We start from the raw sequence: 22,229 nt of genomic DNA, 5'->3' as shown, positions 1-22,229 counted from the left end.
CATGGCGACTTTATACACATTAAAAAACTAAATTTGCAGCGTGCATACATTACGTTATTTCCTGATCGCATTGTTATTCCCCTTCTCTGTGCTGGCGCAGCAGAAGACCAAGATCATTGTTGAGCGCTTTGAAGCCACCACAACCAACACCGCAGATAAAAACAACAACATTTCTTACTTACGAAAACCTGTATTCAGGCAGGACAATGCTACGCTTGCCTGCGACAGTGCCGTTTTTTATGCTACTAAAAATATTTTCGATGCCTTCGGAAATGTACACATCAACCAGGCTGATACCATCAACATTTATTCCGACCGCTTAAATTATAACGGAAATACCAAGATGGCGCATTTAACCAGTAATGTGCGGATGGTTGACAATCAAAATGTACTGACCACCAATATCCTGGATTACAACATGGCCTCGAAAGTTGGGACGTACGTTAGTGGTGGCAAAATTGTAAATAAGGACGTAACACTCACAAGCAAGAATGGCTATTATTTTTCAAATAGCCGCGATGCCTATTTCAGGTACAATGTGGTGGTGGTAACCCCTGAATCGCGGATCACTTCTGATACACTGAGGTACAATACCTTAACCAATTGGACTTATTTTTACGGGCCTACCAATATTAAAGGCAAGGACGATAATTTATATACAGAAAACGGAGCTTACAACACCCGTACCCAATATGCCTATTTCGGAAAAAAAAACCTCTACACGATGAATACCAAATCGTTAAAAGGGGACAGCTTATACTATGACGGCATTGCCGGCTATGGAAAAGCGGTAAGGAACATTGTATTTAAGGATACGGCAGACAAGACAGTGATGTACGGACAGCTGGGCTTTTATTACAAAAAAGATGAAAGGACTCTGGTTACCAAAAATCCTTACGTAGGTATGGGTACCGCTGATTCTATAAAAGTTAACAACAAATTGCAACCAGACAGCTTATGGATGGGTGCTGATACGCTGGAAACACAAATGGTGCTGAAGAAATCGCTGGTACTGATTTCCTCGCCGGTCATCAAAAAGGATAATGAACTGGGCGAGGCTGAAGAAGAAGAGGGAAAAAAAGAAGCCAAGGTGGGCGCAACTAAAAAAGCAGCGTTAACTGAAGAGACCGGCGCAAAGAAGCGACCGGATAAACCCAATAAAAAGAACAACAGTAAAACGGATAAAGAGAAGAATAAAAACCTGCCTGAAAAAGCCAGGGATACCCTGGCAAAAGAGAGCATATTGAAAGATAGTGTCTCGAAAGACAGCACCCTTCTTCATAAAATCCCTCGGCAGGTAAAAGATTCCCTGCTGATTTCAAAGGCTGATGCTTTGGTTAAGACCGGAAAGGATAGCCTGGCAAAAGCAATTAAGGCTATACCACCAACAATTAAGGCCAAGGCTGATACTTTGGCGAAGGGAAAAACCGAAAAGTTGAAAAATGCAGTTCCGGCAGCAAAGCAACTGGCTAACCAGGCGCAGGCTAAAAAGCCCCTGCTCAAAGATTCGATCCCCTTTAACCCTGAAGACACGGTCAGGACAAGGGTCATTAAAGCTTACCATAATGTTCGGGTATACAAAGCGAACATGCAGGCCAAAGCCGATTCATTGTTTTATACCAGTGCCGACTCTACCCTGCGGTGGTACAAAAACCCTATCCTGTGGTCGGAAGGCTCGCAGCAAACCGGTGACACCATTTATTTACAACTGAAAAACAAAAAATTAAATACACTGCAGGTGTTGCAGCAAGCTTTTCTGGTCAACGTCAATGCCGATTCGGCCAGGCATAACCAGATCAAAGGAAAGCTCATCACTGCCTTCTTTAAAGATGGGAAATTAAAAACCATGTTTGTAGACGGGAATGCGGAGAGTATTTATTACAACCAGGACGACAAAAATGCTTATACCGACATGAACCAGACGGTAAGCAGCCGGATAAAAATACTGTTTAAAGAAAAGCAGATTGAAAAAATTGTAACCATAAGAGACCCTGAAGGGGTGAGGACCCCGATGCCGGAGTTAAAAGAAGATGTTTTTCTTACCGGATTTATCTGGAGGCCTGAGCAAAGGCCGCTTTCTAAAAAAGAAGTGATCAATGGCAAGCCCAAATCCAAACCTGTGGCTAAGAAAGCCGCTGGGGTACAAACGCCCCCAAAAACAATTGCCAAAGGACTGAACGCAAAGGACAAACCTTTAATTAAAAACATTCCTGTATCTAAAAAAGATAGCATTGCGGTTAAGCCTGTTTTACTGAAAGCAGATAGCCTGATGAAAACATTGCCTGCAAAACAAAAAGACACGTTAAAAGCCAATACGGCTAGGCCTGTTCCTTTAAAAAAGTAATCAGTTTGGCCATGGCCAATGCCCTGTGGCTGATCTCATTTTTTTGGACCATGCTCATTTCAGCAAAAGTTTGGGTATAACCTAAAGGTTCAAAAATGGGATCGTAACCAAAACCCTGATCTCCCGAAGGGGTTTCACGTATGTTTCCGTAAATAATCCCTTCAAATAGAAAATGTTCGTTGTTCCTGACCAAAGAGATCACCGTTCTGAAACGGGCTTTTCTGTTTTCCTGGCCCTCCATTTTTTGGAGCACCAGCTTTAAATTTTCCCGGTCGTCTTTCTTTCCGGAATACCTGGCCGAGAAAATTCCCGGCTCTTGGTTTAAGGCTTCAATTTCAAGACCACTGTCATCGGCAAAGCAGTCTATTTTATAATGATCTATCACATACTGACTTTTGAGCGCTGCATTTTCGGCAAAGCTATTTCCGGTTTCAGGTATATCAGTGGTACAACCAATATCACGCAGGTTAAGCACTTTATACCGGCCGGACAGCAGCTCGCGTACCTCAAGGGTTTTGTGTTCGTTATGGGTAGCAAATACTAGTTCTTTCATTATAATCCAAGGTTTTGCAGACTGCCCCATAAAGCTTTTTTACCGGCCGGATCCTGATCAAGTGCTCTGAGTTCCGCGGAAAAGATCATTTTTACATCCCCCTGGGTTACAATTGTATTTTGAGGATGGTCTGTTACTGACAACTGGGATGGTGTTACCCCAAAAGCAAAGATCAGCCTGCAGGAGAAAAAATCCATTAACTGTTTAAAATCAGCACCCTTATAGCCGGCATAGTTCAGTAAGGCAAAATCGTTTGCGCTCAGGTTTACAGATTTCACTATCTTTCTGAGCAGTTCGCGCCCGGCTTCATCACTTACATCATGCTGTGCATCATTTACCAGGATCAGTATATTGCGCTTATTTTTTCCAAGGAATTTAAATGTGACCTGCTCCGGCATTGGTTCCATAACTTTATCCGATTGTTTGCCGGGCTCATTCACTAAATAAACGTCATCGGTAAAAAACATATGCAGGGCGCTGCTATCGGCGGTTAGTGGGCTATCCATTCGTGCTAATTTTACTGGGAATCTTTTTTCTGTTAAAATTAGTTAAATATCTTATTATAGTGCCTTTATTTATTACTTTTATGCCTTAAAAATATACACGCTTTTGTGAGAAAAGTTTATTGCGCTATTATTTTATGCCTTTTTATTGGCGCTGCATTTGCACAAAATGTAGCCAGTATTAATGGAAAGCCTATAAGTAATAAAGAGTTCATCTGGTTCTACAAAAAAAATCATTTGGGCAATACAGGTGTTGCATATAAAGATTTGGATGCTTATTTAAATCAATATATCAACTTTAAACTTAAAGTGTTGGATGCTAAAGAAATGGGCTTGGACAAAGATACCGCTTATCTGGCAGAGGTACAGCATTATGAAACAGCCCTTGCTGCTCAGAAAAGGCCAGCGAAAACCAATCCGGAGTATGAGCTGATCAGGAATGAATACCGGGATGCGGCTTTGATGTTTAACGTATCTGAAATAAAAATATGGGACAAGGCACAGAATGACGATGCACAACTCCGCGTTTTTTATGATAAAAACAAAAGCAACTATTTACCCGGAAGCTTTGAAGAAGTTAAAGGAAAAGTAATTGCAGACTATCAGGATCGTCTTGAAAAGGAATGGATCAATACATTGAGAAAAAAATATACGGTAAAAATTAACCAGGCGGAAGTAAAGAAACTGGCAAAATTAGATTAAACCTGCCATTCTCCGACTGAGAATATTAAATTTGCAAAAGGAATACAACTGTAAGAAATATATAATGAAGAAAATTTTTTTGATTGCAAGCGGATTTATCTGTTTGTTTTTAAATGCGCAGGCACAAAAGAAAAATATAGACAAAGTGGTAGCTGTGCTTGGAAGCAACATTATCCTGCTGTCTGATTTAAATCAGCAATATGCACAATTCCTGAATTCGGGCAATACGGATGATCCAAAGGTAAAATGTTATATCCTACAGCAGATGCTGGCCCAGAAACTCCTGAAGCAACAGGCAGAGATTGATTCGGTAATGGTAGATGACGGGCAGGTAGACGAAGAGGTGGAAAAACGTATGCGCTACCAGATACAGCGTGCAGGCGGACAGGAGCGTTTGGAGCAGTTCCTGAACAGGTCGGTATTGCAATATAAGGATGAGATCAGACCGGACATCAAGGAACAGCTGATCTCTAACAAGATGCAGGCTAAGATTACCCAGGATGTCAGCATCACTCCTTTGGAGGTTAAAAAATATTTTGACGGCTACCAAAAGGATAGCCTGCCTGATATCCCTACTGAGTTTGAGATTGGTGAGATTGTGATGTACCCAAAACTTACCAAAGCAGAGAAACAGAAGTATTATGATAAAATTGATGCTTTGCGTTTAAGGGTAAAGAGCGGTGAAGATTTTGCTTTCCTTGCCAAGTCGTACTCAGAAGATCCCGGATCGGCTGCTGATGGTGGTGACCTTGGCTTTTTTGACCGTACCAGAATGGTAAAAGAATTTACGGCATGGGCTTTTAAATTAAAACCGGGTGAGATGTCGCCCGTATTTGAAACTGAGCATGGCTTCCATATTTTACAGGTAGTTGAACGTCGCGGAGAGCAGGTACAGGCCCGTCATATCTTGATCAGGCCGCAAAATACACCGTCTAGTTTAGACCGCGTAAAGCTGCAGGCCGATACCATATATAAAAACCTGGTAGGCAAAAAAATCCCTTTTTCTACAGCTGCATCTTTATATTCAGACAATAAGGAATCACAATATAATGGAGGAATGTTGCTCTATGCCGACAATGTGACCGCCAGAACAACTTTTATCCCTGCAGATAAACTTGACCCTAAAGTATTCCTGATTGTGGATACGATGAAAGTTGGAGAGATTTCTGTACCAACACTTTTTACAGACCAGAGTGGCAAGGACGGTTACAAAATCCTTTACCTGAAATCAAAGATCCCACCCCATAAAGGAAACCTGGACCAGGATTATGCCAAGTTTAAAGAAAAGGCACAGCAGGAAAAAACCGATAAGGTTTTAAGTGAATGGTTTGAGAAGAGAAGGGAAAATACTTACATCCGGATTGACGAGGATTATGATGACTGTGATGAACTGAAAATCTGGACAGCCGCATCCAAGTCTGCAAAAAAATAAACGCTTATGCAGTTTGACAATGACATTAAAGCCGTTGATGCCCTGCATCAGTCGTACAACAACATTAAAGCCGAAATAGGAAAGGTTGTTATTGGCCAGGATGACATCATTAAATCAGTACTGATATCCATATTTAGCAATGGCCATTGTTTACTGGTTGGTGTTCCCGGGCTGGCTAAAACGTTATTGGTTCAAACCGTAGCAAATGTGCTGGACCTGAACTTCAACAGGATCCAGTTTACACCCGATCTGATGCCCAGTGATATTATCGGGGCTGAAATACTGGGTGAGGACCGGAATTTTAAATTCATCAACGGACCGGTATTTTCGAACATCATCCTTGCGGATGAGATCAACAGGACACCCCCAAAAACCCAGGCTGCCTTACTGGAGGCCATGCAGGAAAAAGCGGTAACCGCTGCGGGCCTGAGACATGTATTGCCCAACCCTTTCTTTGTACTGGCTACCCAGAACCCGATTGAGCAGGAAGGCACTTACCCCCTGCCTGAAGCACAGCTGGACAGGTTTATGTTTAATGTACATTTAAGCTACCCCAGTTTTGCCGATGAGCTGACCATTGTAAAAAATACCACTAGCAATAATGAAGTTAGCCTAAACAAGATCATTAATGCCAGTCAGATCCAGTTCTTTCAGAAGCTGATCAGGAATATTCCGGTAACAGACAATGTAGTGGAGTATGCAGTAAAACTGGTAAGCAAAACCCGTCCGGGTACCAGCTTATCAACCGAAGAGGTAAATAAATACATCAACTGGGGTGCCGGTCCAAGGGCTTCGCAGTTTTTGGTGATTGGCGCAAAATGCCATGCCGCAATCTCGGGTAAATATGCACCAGATATAGAAGATGTACAGGCGGTGGCCGAAGCCATTTTACGCCATAGGATAGTGCGCAACTACCGTGCAGAGGCCGAAGGCCTGTCGGTAGAGCACATCATTAAAAATCTTTACTAAGCAGTCTTTTATTGTTCCTGCATAACGCGGGTATACTGATTGGGATAATCGGTAATAATGCCATCTACACCAAGGTTAATTAAATATTTCATGTCCTTGGCCGTATTTACCGTCCAGGGGATAATTTTTACGCCTGCAGCATGGCAACGGTCTACCAGCCCCTTTCCTACCAGCACATAATAAGGGCTGTAATAGGTTGGCGTAAAGCCCAGTGTCTGGATGCTTTCTTCAAAATCCTGTTTCTCGTCGATCATCAATGCTGTTTTTACAGAGGGGAAATATTCATGCAGGTATTGCAGGGTACGCATGTCGAGCGACTGGATGATGACCCTTTTGCTGAGTTTTTTCTCTTTTACAATTTCCATGATCTTTTCAATGAACACTGTTGCATCGGGCTGAAATATGCCGTCACCCTTCCTGATCAACGAAGTTTCGATACAATAAACAGGTTTTTCCAGATTTTTTTCCTTTACATAGGCTTCCACAGAATCTATCGTTTCAGCCAGCAGAGGCTTATAGACTTTCATTTTCATCTGTCCCGGAAAACGGTTATGGACCTTGGTGCCGACATCAAACTTCCTGATCTCTTCATAATCCATTTCAAACATATTGTACTTCTTTTCATCCTTAAAGGTAATGGGTTTACCATCGGGTCTGGTGCTGATCTCATTGTTAAAGTAAGGTTCATGAGAAAGCACAACCTCTCCGTCCTTAGAGATCACCACTCCCATATTGAGCACATTGACATCCAGATCAAGCGCTTTGATCATTCCCGGAATGGTATTTTCCGGCATAATTCCCCTGGCACCCTGGTGCCCTATCAGCATAAATTTCTGGGCCTGTGCCTGAAGGGCCATCCCCAGTATAATCGTCAGTAGTATCTTCTTCATTTATCAGGTAATAACGGCATAAAATAAGGATTTATTGGGAGCAACACAAAAAAGGCCCCTTAAATACTTAAGAGACCTTTTGTATATTTCAGGTAATCAGGTTAACGTTCTGCCGGAGCAAATACCTGTAAAATGATATTCCAGTTGTGGTCTGCCTGACGTTCATAAATGAACACATAATTGAAGCTTTCTCTTAGTTCAGCCTTGTAATCTACAGTAGCCACACCATAAGTATAAGCCAGGTCGCCCCCATCTGCTTTATCCACCTTGGTGGTTTTAAAAGATACTTTGCTGATCATGCTGTTAAAGAAAGGCAGGATCTTGTCTTTACCCACGATGGGCTCATAGCCAGGAAACAGTAATCTTGCATCAGGGTTTAAAAAGCCACCAAAAGCAGCAATGCCATAAGATTTCAGAGAAGCATTTAAGGTTTTCTCGGTAGTGGCAATGATATCTGCTGCTGCTGCCCTTTGTTTATCATTTAAAAATTTAGGCTTATAAAAATCCTTAGGCTCAATGTACTCAGGGCTTACCTTATTTAAGGGTTTATTGGTAGAGGTGCCGAGGTCCAGAGCCAACTCCCATTTTCCATCTTTTGCTTTCCATACAGTTAAATATTGCCCGTAAGCAGGTTTATCACCCCCAATGGTATAAGGACCGGTGGTAAAGCCCCAGTCGCCACTTCTTGATACCCGGGCATAAACTGGTGTCCAGCTTACATCTTTACTTTCCGGCTGTGCGCTATAAAAGGTTTTTGCATTTACAGGATTTGGCCTGAATACCAAACCATCGGCAGCGGCAAAACTGGTATATGCCGTTTTAGAGCCATGCTTTGCAAAGCTATCTGCAAATTCTTTTTCAGCTTTTATTAATGATTTGGTGCTCCCATCAGATTTCTGTGCGTATGCACTTACTGTAAAAGCTGCCGCAATAAGGGTATAAAAAAACTTGTTCATCATCATGTTTAAATAGTTAGGATACGAATATAGGGTTTGGATGTTTGTGTTGGTTTAAAAAGTAATTAACAATTACACAATGCTACACTTTGTTCCAGGTGGTGCCTTCTTTACTGTCTTTAAGCTGAATGCCCATACTTTGCAGGCCAACGCGGATTTTATCAGAGGTGGCGTAATCTTTATTTTCTTTTGCCGCCTTCCTGATGTCGATCATCATTTCCAGTACATCATTTAACTCGGTATTGGATGCTTCTTCATCTTTCAGGCCAAAAATATCGAATACAAAATCCTTTACCAGCTTTTTCAGCTTACCGAGTTCTGCAACAGAGATCTTTCCTTTACCGTCGTATACAATATTGATGATGCGGGTAGCTTCAAACAGTTCGGCAATGACCACAGGGCTATTGAAATCATCGTTCATAGCTCTGATGCAATTGCTGGCTATCGGATCTATTTCAAAATCACTTTCTGCAGCAGGAACCAGTTTATCGAGTAGGGTTACGGCGTTCATTAATCGCCTGAAGCCTTTTTCAGAGGCATCCAATGCTTCATTGGAAAAATCGAGTGTACTGCGGTAATGTGCCTGAAGCATAAAGAACTTAACGGTCATAGGACTGTATCCCCTATCGAGCAGCGGATGGTCGCCAGTAAAAAGTTCGCCTGGCAAAAAGCCATTGCCTGCCGACTTAGACATGCGGGCACCATTAACGGTAAGCATATTGGTATGCATCCAGTATTTTGCCGGTTGTTTGTGGTTGCAGGCTTCCGACTGGGCTATTTCGTTGGTATGATGCGTAGCGGCCAGATCCATACCACCACCATGGATATCAAACTCTTCACCAAGGTATTTAGCACTCATGGCCGAGCATTCTATATGCCAGCCCGGGAAACCTATACCCCATGGAGATGGCCAGCGCATAATGGTTTCAGGCTTGGCTTTTATCCACAGTGCAAAATCAAGGCGACCGCGTTTCTCGTCCTGTCCGCCCAGTTCCCGGGTATTGGCCAGCATATCTTCCAGGTTACGGTTGGTCAATATGGTATAGTTGTAACTGGCACTGTACTTTTCTACGTCAAAATAAACCGTTCCATTGGCTTCATAGGCATAACCATTGTCCATTATCACCTTGATCATTTCTATCTGTTCAATGATATGTCCGGTTGCAGTGGGTTCTATACTTGGCGGCAGGGTATTAAACATCCGCAGCACATCGTGAAAACCAAGGGTATACTTTTGTACAATTTCCATAGGTTCCAGCTGCTCCAGCTTGGCCCTTTTTGCAAATTTATCATCCCCTTCATCACGGTCACCTTCCAAATGTCCGGCATCTGTAATGTTGCGCACATAGCGTACTTTATATCCGCTGTATTTTAAATATCTGAATATCAAATCGAAGGAGATAAAGGTACGGCAATTGCCCAAATGAACGTCGCTGTATACGGTTGGCCCACAAACATACATGCCTACATTAGGCGCGTGCAGCGGTTCAAAAAGTTCTTTTGTTCGTGTAAGTGTATTGTACAGGTGTAAGCCTTTATCCATATTGCAAAGGTAAATATTTTAGGGGTTTAATCTAAGGTCGCTGCGAACAGGGAAGTGATCTGATAATTTAGCTTCAATGATGCGGTAGTTCATCACATCAAAATTTTGTGTAGTGGCAATATAATCGATCTGGAAGTTTGGAAATTTACCATTATAAGTTTTCCCAAAGCCGGTTCCCTGTTCTTTAAAAGTATTTTTTAATGATTTTGTCATTTGCTTTACAGCGTAAGATGCAGGGGTATCATTAAAATCACCGGCAATAATGAAAGGCAGTTCACAGGTTTTTATATGAGCCTTCATGATGTCCACCTGTTCACTGCGCTTCAAAAAGGCGTTTCTTAACATTACCAGGATTCTTTTTGAGGCATAAAGTTTAGGATCCATCTGGTACTTTACCTGGTCCAGGTACATATAGTCCTGTTCCTGAAAGGATATAGACTGCATGTGGACATTATAAATCCTGAACATTTTATTTTTAACTGTAACATCAACATAAATACTGCTATTGCCCCGGTAAACTTTATTAAAAGCTATGGTACCTTTATTTTTAATAGGATATTTGGAAAAAATGGCCAGCCCGGTAGCTTCATAATCATTTTGAGAAATGGGTTCAAAATAATGATAGGGTTTGTTTAATATCCTTTTCAGACTGTCTGTAATGTCATACGGGCCTTTCTTACGGGTAAAATACTCCTGAAAACAGATGATATCCGGATTCTCGTTTTCTATCAGATCTAACATCTGCTGCTTTACAGATTCTATGTTTCCCTCTCCATAAGGCTTAAAACTATGCACATTATAGGTCATCATACGGATCAGTCCCGGATCTGCCTTGGGACCGAGCCCTTTTTCACCGATAAATCCAAAAGTAGTGGTCAATGAATGCCAGCCCAGTAAAATGAGGACAAGTGTAGTGGCGGCGAACAGCCACCTTCTCCGAATGCACCACCATGCAATCATTATTATATTGAGCAAAAGGACATAAGGATAGGCCAGTCCAAAAAAAGCGATCAGTTGAAAACTGCGCGGATCTATATTACCTGCCAAAATCCCCAGCGCAAGTGCAGTGGCCAACCCTATAGCCCCTAATCGGACTAACTTATCTATAAATGTTGGTTTTGAACGCTTCATTAATGTTTACTCGCCTTGAATAAAGTTTCCTTTTCTTCCTTATTTAGTTTATCGTAACCAGATTTTGAGATCTTATCCAATATTCTGTCTATCTCTTCCTGGTTTACGGCATCTGCCTTTTTAGCCCCCTGTTTTGCAAACTCATTTCTAACCACTTTTAATTTTGGTTTACGTTTAAACAGGCTGCTCCAGTCTGTCCCCTTTCTCAACAGTTTAATATACGTAAAACCCAATACAGCACCGCCAAGATGGGCAAAGCTTCCGCCCGCATCTGTAGTTGCCATCCCAATCAGGTCCAATACGATATATGCCAATGCAAGATACTTCAATTTTACATCACCTAAAAAAAGCAGCCTGATGCTGTAATCGGGCACTAAGGTAGCGGCTGCCACTATAACGGCCATTACTGAAGCTGAGGATCCTATAATTGTGGCCTGCGGCAAAGCAGTTGCAAATACAGGAAAAGTATTGTAGGCCAGCAAATACAGCAATGCCCCGGCAAAACCACCTGCCAGGTATACAAAATGAAACTGACGTGGCTTTAAAAAGTCGAGAAAAATTCTTCCCATCCAGAACAGCCACAACATATTAAATAAAATGTGCAGCAGGCCATCATGAAAAAACTGGTAGGTTAAAATGGTGTAAAACCGAACTGGCAGTTTGGCCAAATCGGCCGGAAAGCCTGCATATTCCCTGATCCATCCGCTGTAAATGCCACCACCATTTCCAGAAAGAAAGAAAGGGATATTGATCAGCGCAAATGCCACAAAAATAATGACATTGATGCCTATATAAAAGTATACAGGATTGCCGGACTGGAATACCTTATACTTTAAATCTTTAAACAGGTTATTATTCATAGTAGGTATAAAATCTATCGTTATTTTTATCTCCCCAAAGCTTAACCAAAATAAAGCCAATTAATGCACCCCCCAAATGGGCATAGTGTGCTACCGAGTCGCCCTGTACCTGTGCTACACCCATGGTAAGCTCAAAAATGATGTATACCGGGATAATGTATTTGGCTTTTATCGGAATGGGAATAAACATAATATAGAGCTCGGTATTTGGATATAACATCCCAAATGCCACCAGCAAACCAAATACGGCTCCGGATGCACCCAACATTGGGCCGTTGTAAATGCCCATTAATGTTTCTGCCTGTGCCTGTGTAAAATTTTTCATCTGGAAAAGCGCCTCTCCGGGAATGGCAGTACCAACAATCTGGTGCACTTCAAAAGCCTGTACTGCCCATTGCAGGCCCAATGCACCAAGACCAGTGATCAGGTAAAAGTTCAAAAACCGCTTTGCCCCCCACCTGGCTTCCAGTACCCCTCCAAACATAAAAACGGCAAACATGTTAAAAAAGATATGCATAAAAGTTCCGGGGCTATGCATAAACATATAGGTAATGGGCTGCCAGATTTTAAAATGGGGCGAATCAAAGTAAAATACAGAGAGTTTTTCTACAAGTAAATAATTACCCTGTCCATCTCTGAACATGAACATAGCCGCATAAAAAATTACATTTATAATCAGCAGGTTCTTTACTACAGGAGGTATATGGATGTTGTTCATTCAGCTCTATTTATCAAATTTTTTATCCAGTTCTGCAAGGCCGATGGTTTGGATAACCGGCTTGCCACTGATGCTAAAGTTAGGTGTTTTACAGGCAAAAAGTTGCTCTATCAGCGTATTCATCTCTTCCTGTCCCAGTACGGTGCCATTTTTTATGGCGCTGTTCCGGGCCATACTTCTGGCAAGAGCATCTCTTTTGTCCAGTTTTAGTTCCTGCTGCGAGTTTTTAAATCCTTCTATCAGGTGTTCAAACAATTGCGTTTCGTTGATATTTCCTCCGCCCAGATCAACTGGTATCCCTTCAATCACCAGGGTATTTTTCCCAAACTCTCTTACTTCAAAACCTAAGCTTTTAATGTCTTCCAACAAACTTTTGGCCAGTTCGTAATCGTTGGGGCTTAAAGTTACCGTTTGTGGGAACAGGCTTTGCTGTGAAGCACCCTTTCTGTCTTCCAGGTGCAGGGTAAAACGCTCATAAAGTATCCTTTCATGCGCAGCCTGCTGGTCGATCAGCATCAATCCAGACTTGATCTGTGAAATGATATAACGGTTGTGCAGTTGCATCAGCTGCTTTTGCACAGGACTAAACTGATGACCGGCAGGATCGGCAGGGAGGTCAAGTGCCGATTGGGTTTCAGGATTATGGTTTGCAATCTCATACAATGAGCCCCAGTTTTTTGTGCTGGGCTTGATATTACCCCCGCCCCCACCATAACTTTTAGGGAAACTTGCATAAGCTGCATCCCTGGATGGGCTAGGTTTATCTTCAGCAAAGGGGTTAAAATCAGGATTGAAACTAATGCTTGGCGGCACAATTTCTTCAGGGGCTTTATGCGTGATCATATTGCTGAAGCCGGTTTCCTGATCGAAATCTATAGTCGGACTAATGTTAAACCTGCCCAAAGATCTTTTTATGGCCGAATGCAGAATGGCATAGATAGATTTTTCATCTAAATATTTGATCTCTGTTTTTGTTGGGTGTACGTTTACATCAATATTTGCCGGATCTATATCTATAAAGAGCACATACAGCGGAAAATGATCATCTGCAAGCAGCTCTTCATAAGCCTTGTTAACCGCATGGTTTAAATAAGCGTCTTTAATGAAGCGGTTGTTTACAAAAAAGAACTGTTCACCCCTGGTCTTTTTGGCAAATTCTGGCTTGCCAATATATCCTTTTAGGTTAATGATGCTGGTTTCTTCTTCAACAGGGATCAGCCGTTCGTTGTAATTATTACCAAACAAATGCACAATCCGCTGTTTCAATACCGAAGCAGGCAAGCGATAGATCTCTACGCCATCATGGTGCAAACTAAAGGCGATTGAAGGATGTGCCAGTGATATCCGCTGAAATTCATCAATAATATGGCGCATCTCGGCCGGATTGCTTTTCAGAAAATTGCGCCTGGCGGGTGTATTGTAAAAAAGGTTTTTGATGCTGATGCTGGTACCTTCAGAACAGGCAACAGGCTCCTGTTTTACGAAAACAGAGCCTTCAATCTCTATTACGGTCCCCAGCTCTTCATCATGCTTGCGGGTCTTCATCTCTACCTGGGCAATGGCTGCAATAGAAGCCATGGCCTCGCCCCTGAAACCCATCGTGCGGATCGCAAACAGATCTTCAGCCTTACGTACTTTAGAGGTTGCATGGCGCTCAAAACACATCCGGGCATCGGTTACACTCATTCCGCAACCATTGTCTATCACCTGGATCAGGGCTTTTCCGGCATCCTTAACTAGGAGCTGTATTTTATTTGCCCCCGCATCAATCGCGTTCTCTAATAACTCTTTTACAGCCGACGCAGGCCGCTGTACCACCTCGCCTGCTGCGATCTGGTTGGCCACACTATCGGGTAAAAGCTGTATAATATCTGACATTTATCTATCTTCGGTAAAGCTGCTAATTTAGGCAAAATAAGACGCATCCTTTATTTCATTCCATAATATTTTGTCGGCGTACAGTTAAAAAATCAGTCTGCACTTATTTGCCGTACTTTGCGTGTTTTTGCAAGGTTTTACTATCTTTAAATTATGAAAGGTTTTCTTACAGTTTTATCTGCCGCAGCATTGCTTTTTGTTTCATGCAGCAAACAAAAGGCCGATCTTATTTTATACAACGGACAGGTTTATACCGTTAACGGTGCTTTTGACACTGTTCAGGCTTTTGCGGTAAAAGACGGGAAGATCCTTGCCACGGGCAATACAGAAGAAATCAGGAAATCTTATACTGCTCCGGAGGAAATTGATGCCTTGGGAAAGCCAGTTTACCCGGGTTTTATTGATGCCCATGCACATTTTTTTGGCTACGGACAAAGCCTGCAGGATGCAGACCTCAGAGAAGCCAAAAGCTGGGAAGAGGTATGCGGGCGACTGACCGAATTTGCCAAAACACATCCTGACGGCTGGCTGACCGGGAATGGCTGGGACCAGAACGACTGGCCGGGCAAACAGTTCCCGGATAAAACGAAACTTGACCAGTTGTTTCCTGAGCGGCCGGTATTCCTTACCCGCATAGACGGCCATGCGGCAATTGCCAATCAGAAAGCACTTGATGCAGCCGGACTTACCAAGAGTTATGTATTGACCGGCGGAGAAATTGTAAGTAAAAACGGCAAACTTACAGGCTTATTGATAGACAATGCCACTTCGCTTGTTGAAAATAAAATACAGGCACCATCACCGCAGCAAATGGAAAAGATACTGATGGATGCCCAGCAGAATTGCTTTGCAGCAGGACTGACAACCATTGATGATTGCGGCAGCAATTATGAACTGGTAAATTTAATAGAGAAAATGCAGGCCGGCCATAAGCTCAAAATGAGAATGTATGTGATGCTGTCTGATCATCAGCCCAATTATGATTACCTGTTTAAACGGGGTGCCATTAAAACAGAGCGGCTAAACGTGCGGGCTTTTAAAGTAATGGGCGATGGGGCTTTGGGTTCCAGGGGTGCCTGCCTGCTGCATCCTTACCACGACATGCCTGATAAAAGTGGCTTTCTGCTCAGTAATCCTGAACATTTTGAAGCCATTGCAAAAAAACTTGCTGAAAAGAATTTCCAGATGTGCACACATGCCATAGGTGATTCGGCCAACCGTACCATTCTTAAAATATACAACAAGGTGCTGGGGGGCAAAAATGACAAGCGCTGGCGCATAGAACATGCCCAGGTAATTGCCCCCGAAGATTTCGATCTTTTTGGCAAGGCCAATATCATTCCTTCTGTACAGCCTACACATGCTACTTCAGATATGTATTGGGCTGCAGACCGCCTGGGGCCCGAGCGCATTAAGGGGGCCTATGCCTTTAAACAGTTGTTGAAACAAAATGGCTGGATTCCTTTAGGCACAGATTTTCCGGTAGAACAGATTAACCCTATGCTTACTTTTTATGCCGCCACCATCCGCAAAGACGCCAGCAATTATCCCGAAGGTGGTTTCCAAAAAGAAAATGGGCTAAGCAAAGAAGAGACCCTGCGGGGTATGACCATCTGGGCCGCCAAAGCCAATTTTGAAGAGCAGGAGAAAGGTAGTATCGAAACGGGCAAGTTTGCAGATTTTGTGATCCTTGACCAGGACCTTCTTAAGGCCAGCCCTGCACAAATCCTTAACACACAAGTTCTAAAAACCTATATTAACGGAGAAAAAGTATATGAAAAAAAATAATCTGTTCGGCTTAATGACCATCAGTTTTATGGTCCTGTTCAGGCTTAGCGCTTGCGCACAGGACCACCGGCAAAATGAGCAGCAACTTGCTGCTTTAAACAAGATCAGCAACAATACCATCCTGTTAAACAACCACAACAACATTATTCCGCTATTAGACCTGGAAAAGAAAACCATTGCATCCGTTAATCTCGGCTTTGGCAGTCAGCAGGTATTTGACAGCCTGCTCAACAAATATGCAAAGGTTGCCTCTTATTCATCGGCAGACTATCAAACCCAGACCACTCTAAACAGTCTTGAAGATGATTTGAAATATTTTAATACAGTTGTCGTTACCATTCCTTCCACAGCAACCGGCGATGCCAGAAATCTGGGGTTCATCAGGAGCCTGACTAAAAACAAGCAGGTAATTGTATGTTTACTCGGAGAGGGGCGCAGCTTAACTGCTTTTGACGACTTGAAAGCACCACTGATCTGGACCGATCAAAACACACCTCTGGCAGCAATGGTGTTGCCCCAGGTAATCTTTGGTGGAATTGGTGTCAGCAAAAAACTGGTTGCCAGTTATTCTCCCAAATATATCGGGGGATCCGGCTTCACTACGGTAGCCACCCGCCTCAAATATACGGTACCGGAAGACGCCGGCGTGAATTCAAACAACCTGAAAGAGATAGATAAGATTGCTGAGGAGGCAATAAGAGAACGTGCCACTCCCGGCATGGTAGTACTGGTAGCTAAAGATGGTAAGGTGATCTTTAATAAAGCTTACGGACACCATACTTATGATAAGCTGCAGCCTAACCGCCTGACGGACATCTTTGATCTTGCTTCCATGACCAAGATCACTGCGACTACCATGGAGTGTATGAAACTCAGCGACGAAGGAAAATTAAGTATGGATTCTACACTTGGCAGCTATGTGGCACTTGCACGGCCAACAGATAAAAACAGCCTTACAGTACGTGAATTACTGCTCCATCAGGCAGGGCTGATCCCGGATATTCAAACTTTTGGCAAAGTGAAACCTTCAGATCACAGCAGAGATTCTTCAGCGTCCTTTCCTACCAAGGTCAATGAAAATTATTACCTCAGAAAAAATTATTTTAAAGAGGTGATGCAGCCTGATATGCTGAACTCTCCTTTAAGGACCAGAGGAAAATATGTATATAGCGACGTTGGCATGTGCCTGCTGCAGCAAATTGTAGAAACAATTACTTCGGAGCCGGAAAACCTGTATGTTGATGAACATTTCTATAAACCCCTTGGTATGCAGACAACCGGTTTTTTACCGCTTAAGCGTTTTAGCCCGGACCAGATCATCCCAACAGAAAACGACAAAGACCGCAATGCACTGCTTGACGGTTATGTACATGACCCTACTGCGGCCCTGATGGGTGGTGTAGCTGGACATGCCGGTTTATTTGGCAATGCAAATGACATCGCCATTATCTACCAGATGATGCTGAATAAAGGCAGTTATGGGGGTAAAGAATACATAAAACGCCCAACAGTGGAGTTGTTTACCTCCAAACAATCTACCATCAGCCGCCGGGGGCTTGGTTTCGATCGCTGGGATCCGGACCTGACCAAAACATATCCTTCAGCGCTGGCATCGCCACAAACGTATGGTCATACCGGTTACACCGGGACCTGCGTATGGGTAGATCCTGTACGGGGTCTGGTTTACATATTCCTTTCTAACCGTGTAAACCCTGTCGTAAGCGAAAAGTTAGGTACACTCAAAATCAGGGGAAGGATTCAGGATGCCATCAATAAGGCCATTGATACGGGAATTTAAGCCGGCTGTTTACCTGTAGCCTTTGGCCTGCAGTTCAAACAGCTCTGCATAGCGGCCTTTTTTAAGGATCAGCTCTTCATGGCTACCGATCTCGATCAGCTGCCCTTTATCAAGTACCAGGATCCGGTCGGCCATCCTTACTGTAGAAAAACGATGGGAGATCAGCACTGCTGATTTCCCTTTTGTCAATTCGGCAAAACGTTCAAAAACTTCATACTCTGCCCTGGCATCAAGGGCGGCGGTAGGTTCATCAAGGATCAGCAGCTGTGCGTCTTTCATATAAGCCCTGGCCAGCGCCACCTTTTGCCATTCGCCCCCCGATAAGTCTACCCCATTTGCAAAACGCTTGCCCAGCATCTGATCATAACCTGCAGGTAGCTTTTCAATCAAGGTATCCGCAAGGCTTTGTTTCGCTGCCGATTCAATCAATGCCCTGTTATCTTGCTCTATAATGTTCCCGGCAGCAATGTTCTGTGCAAGGGTCATCTGATAACGCAGGTAATCCTGAAAAATGATGCCCACATTTAAGCGCAGTTCATCCAGGTCGTATGCTTTCAGGTCTACCCCGTCCAGCAATATCCGACCTTCGGTGGGATCGTAAAGCCGGGCCAGCAATTTAACGAGTGTTGTTTTGCCCGAACCGTTTTCACCTACCAGGGCCAGCTTTTCTCCGGGATGAAGGGTAAAACTCAAATGCCGGTTTGCCCAGCGGGATGAATGGGCATACTGAAAGCCTACGTTTTCAAAAACAAAACCCTGCCTGATCGGATTTGGAAATGGCTTTGCATTTAACAATTTCCTGATCTTGGGCTCAATCTCGAAAAATTCAAAGAAATCGCTCAGGTAAATGGCACCCTGTGAAACGGCCGTGAAACGCAGCAGCACCCCTTCCATTAAACCCCGCATTTGCCGGAAAGAACCAGCTAAAAACGTAAGTTCACCAATGGTAACTGCCCCGTTAATGGTTTTATAAATGATATAAACATAGGCCAGGTAATAGCCAGTGCTACCCAGAAAAGAAAAAAATGTTCCCCAGGTTGCCCGGCGTTGCGACAATTGTCTGTTCTCTGTATAAAATTTCTCTGACAGTGTTTTAAAACGGTCTATGATAAATCCTGAAAGGTTAAATACCTTAATTTCTTTTGCCGTGTCATCGCTTGCGCCCAGGTAACGCACATAATCCAGCTCCCTGCGTTCAGGTGTACGTCTGCGCGAGAGGGCGTAACTTCTGTCGTTAAAATAAGATTCCCCAATAAATGCGGGCAAAATGGTAGCCAGTAGCAACAGGATCAGCCAGGGATTAAAGGCCACCAGGCCTACTGCCAGAAAACCCATCGTGATCAGGTCCTGGATTTGTCCCATCACCTGCGACAGGAGCACGGTACGTCCTACTGTCTGCTGCCTGGCACGTTCCATCTTATCGTAAAAAACGGAATCTTCAAACTGGTCCAGGTCTAGCGTTGCTGCGTGTTTCATGATCCTGACTGAGGTGTAATTGGCAAACTGGTCGCCCAGCAGGCCATCCATCAGGTTAATAGACCTGTTTAAAATATCTGTTAAAATGGCCAGACCAAACTCCAACCCTACCAGTTTCCAGAGAAATTCCTGGGAAACCCCAGCCCTGCCGGTGCCCAGCAGCACCACTTCATCAATAATATGCTTACCCACCCATAAAATGGCCAGTGGCATCATTGAACGGGCAATGCGCAGCAAAAAATTGCAAATGGTCATCCATCTGCTGGTTTGCCATACCAGCTTAAAAAATTCAGGCAGGTTGCCCAGTGCAGCTACCCTGGCTTTAAAAGTCAGCGATTCTGCATCTATTTCATTCAGCTGCTTTGCCAAAGTTTACTTTTTGAGACCGATCTCCCTCAGGCGTTCATCCAGGTATTCACCGGCAGTCATGTCTTCATACACTTTTGGATGTGCGGCATCTATACAGGACTCCAGACTTGTCAGATCCATATCACTTCTTGGATGCAGGAAGAAAGGGACAGAAAAACGTGAAGTCTTCATCAGTTCGCGTGGCGGGTTTACGACGCGGTGTGTGGTCGATTTTAATTTGTTATTGGTCAGACGCTGCAGCATATCACCCACATTAACCACAATATCGGTATGGTGTGCCTTAATGGGCAACCACTCGTTACTCCTGGTCAGCACTTCCAGTCCATCGGCGCTGGCTCCGATCAGTAAAGTAATTAGATTAATATCTTCATGTGCACCCGCCCTTACCGCATCATCCGGCAACAGATCCGGATTTTCAATGGGGAAATAATGGATCCCCCTTAAAATGGAATTGCCATTGTGCACATGCTTATCGAAATAATCAACAGGCAGATTCAGGTAAGTTGCAATCGCCCGCAACAGGTGCTTGCCATTGCTTTCCAGCCGCTGGTAAATCTCTCTGGTTACCTCGTTAAACCCTGGAATTTCTTCCAGGTATTCGTTATCTGGGTATTGTTCCTTTATAGGGTCGCCATCCTCCACTTCCTGACCAATTTGCCAGAACTCTTTCAGATCGGCAGTTTTTGCACCTTTTGCAGTTTCCTTGCCCGGGCTGGTATAGCCACGCTGGCCTGCAAGCTCTGCTTTTTCGTATTTCTTTTTTTGTTCAGGCGATAGCCTGAATGCGGCCTGTATATTTTGATAGAGCTTATCGATCAGCTCCTGGTCCAATCCATGATTGGTGATGGTCACAAAACCCGAATCATTAAAGGCCCTGCCCAGTTCATCAGAAAATTTTTTACGCTGGGCTTCGTTTCCATCAATGTAGGAACCCAGATCCAAACAGGGAATATAAGGTGTTGACATAGTATTTTTTTATAGGTAACAACATTTAAATTTAAGAAAACTATTGTTAATAAACATTACCTTCAAAAACGTATCTTGCATAAATAACTGCAATCAAATGCTTTAAGTTATCCACAAGCAAACTTAAATGGCTTAAATTATCAGTTGATTGTAAAGTTAGTTACCACCTGGTTAATGGCTAAAACTATAAGCCTCCAGGTTACGTAACTTTACAGGAGAGAGATGGTTCTCCTTTATAATGATACGATCATGAAGTATTTATCAATTATGATTATAGTTCTCTTATCCTTAAACCGTGCCGAAGCACAATCCGGGAAATTACAAAAGGCAACATTTGGTATGGGCTGCTTCTGGTGTTCAGAGGCCTTATTTCAAAGGCTTAACGGTGTGGTTAGCGTACGCTCCGGATACGAAGGCGGCCAGGTACCCAATCCGTCTTACGAGGATGTATGCAGCGGAACAACCGGCCATGCCGAGGTGATAGAGCTTACTTACGATCCGCTTAAAATCAAATATGATGAACTGCTTGAGGTTTTCTGGAAAAGTCATGACCCGACCACTTTAAACCGCCAGGGTGCCGATATCGGTACACAATATCGGTCTGTAGTATTTTATCACAACGATGAGCAGAAACAAACTGCCGAAAAGTATAAAAAAGAACTCAATGCCTCCAATGCTTATGGCAAACCCGTTGTTACCGCGATAGAAAAAGCAGCTCCATTTTATAAAGCCGAGAACTATCACCAGGATTATTTCAATAAGAATGGCAACCAGCCTTATTGCAGGATGGTGATTTTGCCAAAACTGGAAAAGCTGGAAAAGGTTTTTAAAGCAAAACTAAAACACTGAAAAGCCCTGTCCCCATCTGTTTGCAACTTTCATAAAACTTATGAAGTTGAACATTGTTTTATGCTGTGGATTGCAATCAGGCAATTCTTTAGCAGCTGAGCCATGGAAAGGATTTTGCAAAAACAGTGGGAAGAAAAAGATAAAAAGCTATATAAAGCTGTCATATTTAAAGATTTTCAGGAAGCTTTTCTGTTTATGATCCGTGTAGCTTTTCTGGCCGAGAAAAACAACCATCACCCCAAATGGACCAATGAATGGAATAAAGTGGAAATCTGGCTTTATACACATGACGCGGGTGATGTGGTTACAGAAAAAGACAGAAACCTTGCAAAAGAGATCGATAAGCTATTAGAAGTAGAAATCAGGTAACTGTCCATTTATAAAGGAAAATATATCATTAAACAAGAGCTGCTTTAAATAAAAACTACAATTTCTATAGATTTTATTTGTAATAACAAAAAATGTTAATACATTTGCCTCACTATGTTAGTTTTAATGCTCAAA

General features: G+C 43.1%; 19 protein-coding genes. 8 read left to right on the top strand and 11 right to left on the bottom strand.

From position 1 onward, the window contains the following. The first annotated feature begins 40 nt into the window (after positions 1-40). Positions 41-2,344: an OstA-like protein gene (locus HDC92_RS08335; protein ID WP_183873732.1), complete on the top strand. Its 2,304-nt coding sequence runs from the start codon at positions 41-43 to the stop codon at positions 2,342-2,344. Here HDC92_RS08335 and rdgB read toward each other — a convergent pair. Together rdgB and HDC92_RS08325 are read right to left on the bottom strand one after the other, a co-directional pair. Further along, entirely contained in the window at positions 2,319-2,897 is a 579-nt protein-coding gene (gene rdgB, locus HDC92_RS08330) for an RdgB/HAM1 family non-canonical purine NTP pyrophosphatase (RefSeq protein WP_183873730.1), read from the bottom strand. The genes HDC92_RS08335 and rdgB overlap by 26 nt on opposite strands. After that, the gene (locus HDC92_RS08325) at positions 2,897-3,403 is read right to left on the bottom strand and encodes a hypothetical protein (protein WP_183873728.1); all 507 of its coding nucleotides are present in this window, start codon (positions 3,401-3,403) and stop codon (positions 2,897-2,899) included. The genes rdgB and HDC92_RS08325 overlap by 1 nt, the downstream gene beginning before the upstream one ends. A gap of 105 nt (positions 3,404-3,508) precedes the next feature. On the opposite strand from HDC92_RS08325, the gene HDC92_RS08320 reads away from it, so the two are divergent. From HDC92_RS08320 to HDC92_RS08310, 3 genes are all read left to right on the top strand, one after another. Then, positions 3,509-4,102, top strand: a complete 594-nt coding sequence (locus HDC92_RS08320) for a hypothetical protein (protein ID WP_183873726.1) — start codon at positions 3,509-3,511, stop codon at positions 4,100-4,102. Positions 4,103-4,166: 64 nt separating this feature from the next. Further along, positions 4,167-5,534 (top strand): peptidylprolyl isomerase, encoded by a 1,368-nt coding sequence (locus HDC92_RS08315; protein WP_183873724.1) that lies wholly within the window; start codon positions 4,167-4,169, stop codon positions 5,532-5,534. Positions 5,535-5,540: 6 nt separating this feature from the next. Beyond that, on the top strand, positions 5,541-6,503 hold the full coding sequence (locus HDC92_RS08310) for an AAA family ATPase (protein WP_012780665.1): 963 nt from the start codon (positions 5,541-5,543) through the stop codon (positions 6,501-6,503). An 8-nt stretch (positions 6,504-6,511) separates the two neighbouring features. On the opposite strand, the gene HDC92_RS08305 is transcribed toward HDC92_RS08310, so the two are convergent. From HDC92_RS08305 to mutL, 7 genes are all read right to left on the bottom strand, one after another. Beyond that, a complete protein-coding gene (locus tag HDC92_RS08305) occupies positions 6,512-7,393 on the bottom strand; it encodes a glycerophosphodiester phosphodiesterase family protein (protein WP_183873722.1) in 882 nt (293 codons plus the stop codon). A gap of 101 nt (positions 7,394-7,494) precedes the next feature. Further along, positions 7,495-8,355, bottom strand: a complete 861-nt coding sequence (locus tag HDC92_RS08300; RefSeq protein WP_183873720.1) for a YybH family protein — start codon at positions 8,353-8,355, stop codon at positions 7,495-7,497. Positions 8,356-8,431: 76 nt separating this feature from the next. Further along, complete coding sequence (gene cysS / locus HDC92_RS08295) at positions 8,432-9,892, bottom strand: cysteine--tRNA ligase (RefSeq protein ID WP_012780662.1); 1,461 nt, start codon at positions 9,890-9,892, stop codon at positions 8,432-8,434. 18 nt (positions 9,893-9,910) lie between these two features. Further along, positions 9,911-11,023: an endonuclease/exonuclease/phosphatase family protein gene (locus HDC92_RS08290; RefSeq protein ID WP_012780661.1), complete on the bottom strand. Its 1,113-nt coding sequence runs from the start codon at positions 11,021-11,023 to the stop codon at positions 9,911-9,913. Further along, positions 11,023-11,883, bottom strand: coding sequence for a rhomboid family intramembrane serine protease (locus HDC92_RS08285; protein WP_183873718.1), 861 nt, complete (start codon positions 11,881-11,883; stop codon positions 11,023-11,025). The genes HDC92_RS08290 and HDC92_RS08285 overlap by 1 nt, the downstream gene beginning before the upstream one ends. Then, positions 11,876-12,601: a rhomboid family intramembrane serine protease gene (locus HDC92_RS08280; protein WP_012780659.1), complete on the bottom strand. Its 726-nt coding sequence runs from the start codon at positions 12,599-12,601 to the stop codon at positions 11,876-11,878. Before HDC92_RS08280 ends, HDC92_RS08285 begins: the two co-directional genes overlap by 8 nt. Positions 12,602-12,607: 6 nt before the next feature. Further along, positions 12,608-14,479 (bottom strand): DNA mismatch repair endonuclease MutL, encoded by a 1,872-nt coding sequence (gene mutL / locus HDC92_RS08275; protein WP_012780658.1) that lies wholly within the window; start codon positions 14,477-14,479, stop codon positions 12,608-12,610. 153 nt (positions 14,480-14,632) lie between these two features. Between mutL and HDC92_RS08270 the strand changes: the two genes are divergently transcribed. Together HDC92_RS08270 and HDC92_RS08265 are read left to right on the top strand one after the other, a co-directional pair. Next, complete coding sequence (locus HDC92_RS08270; protein ID WP_183873716.1) at positions 14,633-16,267, top strand: amidohydrolase; 1,635 nt, start codon at positions 14,633-14,635, stop codon at positions 16,265-16,267. Further along, positions 16,254-18,065 carry a serine hydrolase domain-containing protein gene (locus HDC92_RS08265; protein WP_183873714.1) on the top strand — a complete coding sequence of 604 codons (1,812 nt, stop codon included), beginning with the start codon at positions 16,254-16,256 and terminating at the stop codon, positions 18,063-18,065. Before HDC92_RS08270 ends, HDC92_RS08265 begins: the two co-directional genes overlap by 14 nt. A 9-nt stretch (positions 18,066-18,074) precedes the next feature. Here the strand turns inward: HDC92_RS08265 and HDC92_RS08260 are convergent, their stop codons facing one another. Together HDC92_RS08260 and HDC92_RS08255 are read right to left on the bottom strand one after the other, a co-directional pair. Continuing rightward, the gene (locus tag HDC92_RS08260) at positions 18,075-19,910 is read right to left on the bottom strand and encodes an ABC transporter ATP-binding protein (RefSeq protein WP_183873712.1); all 1,836 of its coding nucleotides are present in this window, start codon (positions 19,908-19,910) and stop codon (positions 18,075-18,077) included. A gap of 3 nt (positions 19,911-19,913) precedes the next feature. Then, positions 19,914-20,876 (bottom strand): isopenicillin N synthase family dioxygenase, encoded by a 963-nt coding sequence (locus HDC92_RS08255; protein ID WP_183873709.1) that lies wholly within the window; start codon positions 20,874-20,876, stop codon positions 19,914-19,916. 249 nt (positions 20,877-21,125) lie between these two features. Here HDC92_RS08255 and msrA point away from each other — a divergent pair, with 249 nt between their 5' ends. After that, positions 21,126-21,725, top strand: a complete 600-nt coding sequence (msrA, locus tag HDC92_RS08250) for a peptide-methionine (S)-S-oxide reductase MsrA (protein ID WP_255484487.1) — start codon at positions 21,126-21,128, stop codon at positions 21,723-21,725. A gap of 102 nt (positions 21,726-21,827) precedes the next feature. Continuing rightward, positions 21,828-22,094 carry a 4a-hydroxytetrahydrobiopterin dehydratase gene (locus tag HDC92_RS08245; protein WP_012780652.1) on the top strand — a complete coding sequence of 89 codons (267 nt, stop codon included), beginning with the start codon at positions 21,828-21,830 and terminating at the stop codon, positions 22,092-22,094. Positions 22,095-22,229: the final 135 nt, after the last annotated feature.

It is taken from the genome of Pedobacter sp. AK017 (assembly GCF_014200825.1).
Taxonomy (GTDB): Bacteria; Bacteroidota; Bacteroidia; order Sphingobacteriales; family Sphingobacteriaceae; genus Pedobacter; species Pedobacter heparinus.
This window is presented reverse-complemented; position numbering and strand designations above follow the sequence as displayed.

What these genes read in the sequence shown, in the direction of transcription:
- HDC92_RS08300 (WP_183873720.1), bottom strand. Translation starts at nt 8,355, where the DNA reads ATGATGATGAACAAGTTTTTTTATACCCTTATTGCGGCAGCTTTTACA.
- rdgB (WP_183873730.1), bottom strand. Translation starts at nt 2,897, where the DNA reads ATGAAAGAACTAGTATTTGCTACCCATAACGAACACAAAACCCTTGAG.
- cysS (WP_012780662.1), bottom strand. Translation starts at nt 9,892, where the DNA reads ATGGATAAAGGCTTACACCTGTACAATACACTTACACGAACAAAAGAA.
- HDC92_RS08315 (WP_183873724.1), top strand. Translation starts at nt 4,167, where the DNA reads ATGAAGAAAATTTTTTTGATTGCAAGCGGATTTATCTGTTTGTTTTTA.
- HDC92_RS08265 (WP_183873714.1), top strand. Translation starts at nt 16,254, where the DNA reads ATGAAAAAAAATAATCTGTTCGGCTTAATGACCATCAGTTTTATGGTC.
- HDC92_RS08270 (WP_183873716.1), top strand. Translation starts at nt 14,633, where the DNA reads ATGAAAGGTTTTCTTACAGTTTTATCTGCCGCAGCATTGCTTTTTGTT.
- msrA (WP_255484487.1), top strand. Translation starts at nt 21,126, where the DNA reads ATGAAGTATTTATCAATTATGATTATAGTTCTCTTATCCTTAAACCGT.
- mutL (WP_012780658.1), bottom strand. Translation starts at nt 14,479, where the DNA reads ATGTCAGATATTATACAGCTTTTACCCGATAGTGTGGCCAACCAGATC.
- HDC92_RS08285 (WP_183873718.1), bottom strand. Translation starts at nt 11,883, where the DNA reads ATGAATAATAACCTGTTTAAAGATTTAAAGTATAAGGTATTCCAGTCC.
- HDC92_RS08305 (WP_183873722.1), bottom strand. Translation starts at nt 7,393, where the DNA reads ATGAAGAAGATACTACTGACGATTATACTGGGGATGGCCCTTCAGGCA.
- HDC92_RS08325 (WP_183873728.1), bottom strand. Translation starts at nt 3,403, where the DNA reads ATGGATAGCCCACTAACCGCCGATAGCAGCGCCCTGCATATGTTTTTT.
- HDC92_RS08310 (WP_012780665.1), top strand. Translation starts at nt 5,541, where the DNA reads ATGCAGTTTGACAATGACATTAAAGCCGTTGATGCCCTGCATCAGTCG.
- HDC92_RS08290 (WP_012780661.1), bottom strand. Translation starts at nt 11,023, where the DNA reads ATGAAGCGTTCAAAACCAACATTTATAGATAAGTTAGTCCGATTAGGG.
- HDC92_RS08255 (WP_183873709.1), bottom strand. Translation starts at nt 20,876, where the DNA reads ATGTCAACACCTTATATTCCCTGTTTGGATCTGGGTTCCTACATTGAT.
- HDC92_RS08280 (WP_012780659.1), bottom strand. Translation starts at nt 12,601, where the DNA reads ATGAACAACATCCATATACCTCCTGTAGTAAAGAACCTGCTGATTATA.
- HDC92_RS08245 (WP_012780652.1), top strand. Translation starts at nt 21,828, where the DNA reads ATGGAAAGGATTTTGCAAAAACAGTGGGAAGAAAAAGATAAAAAGCTA.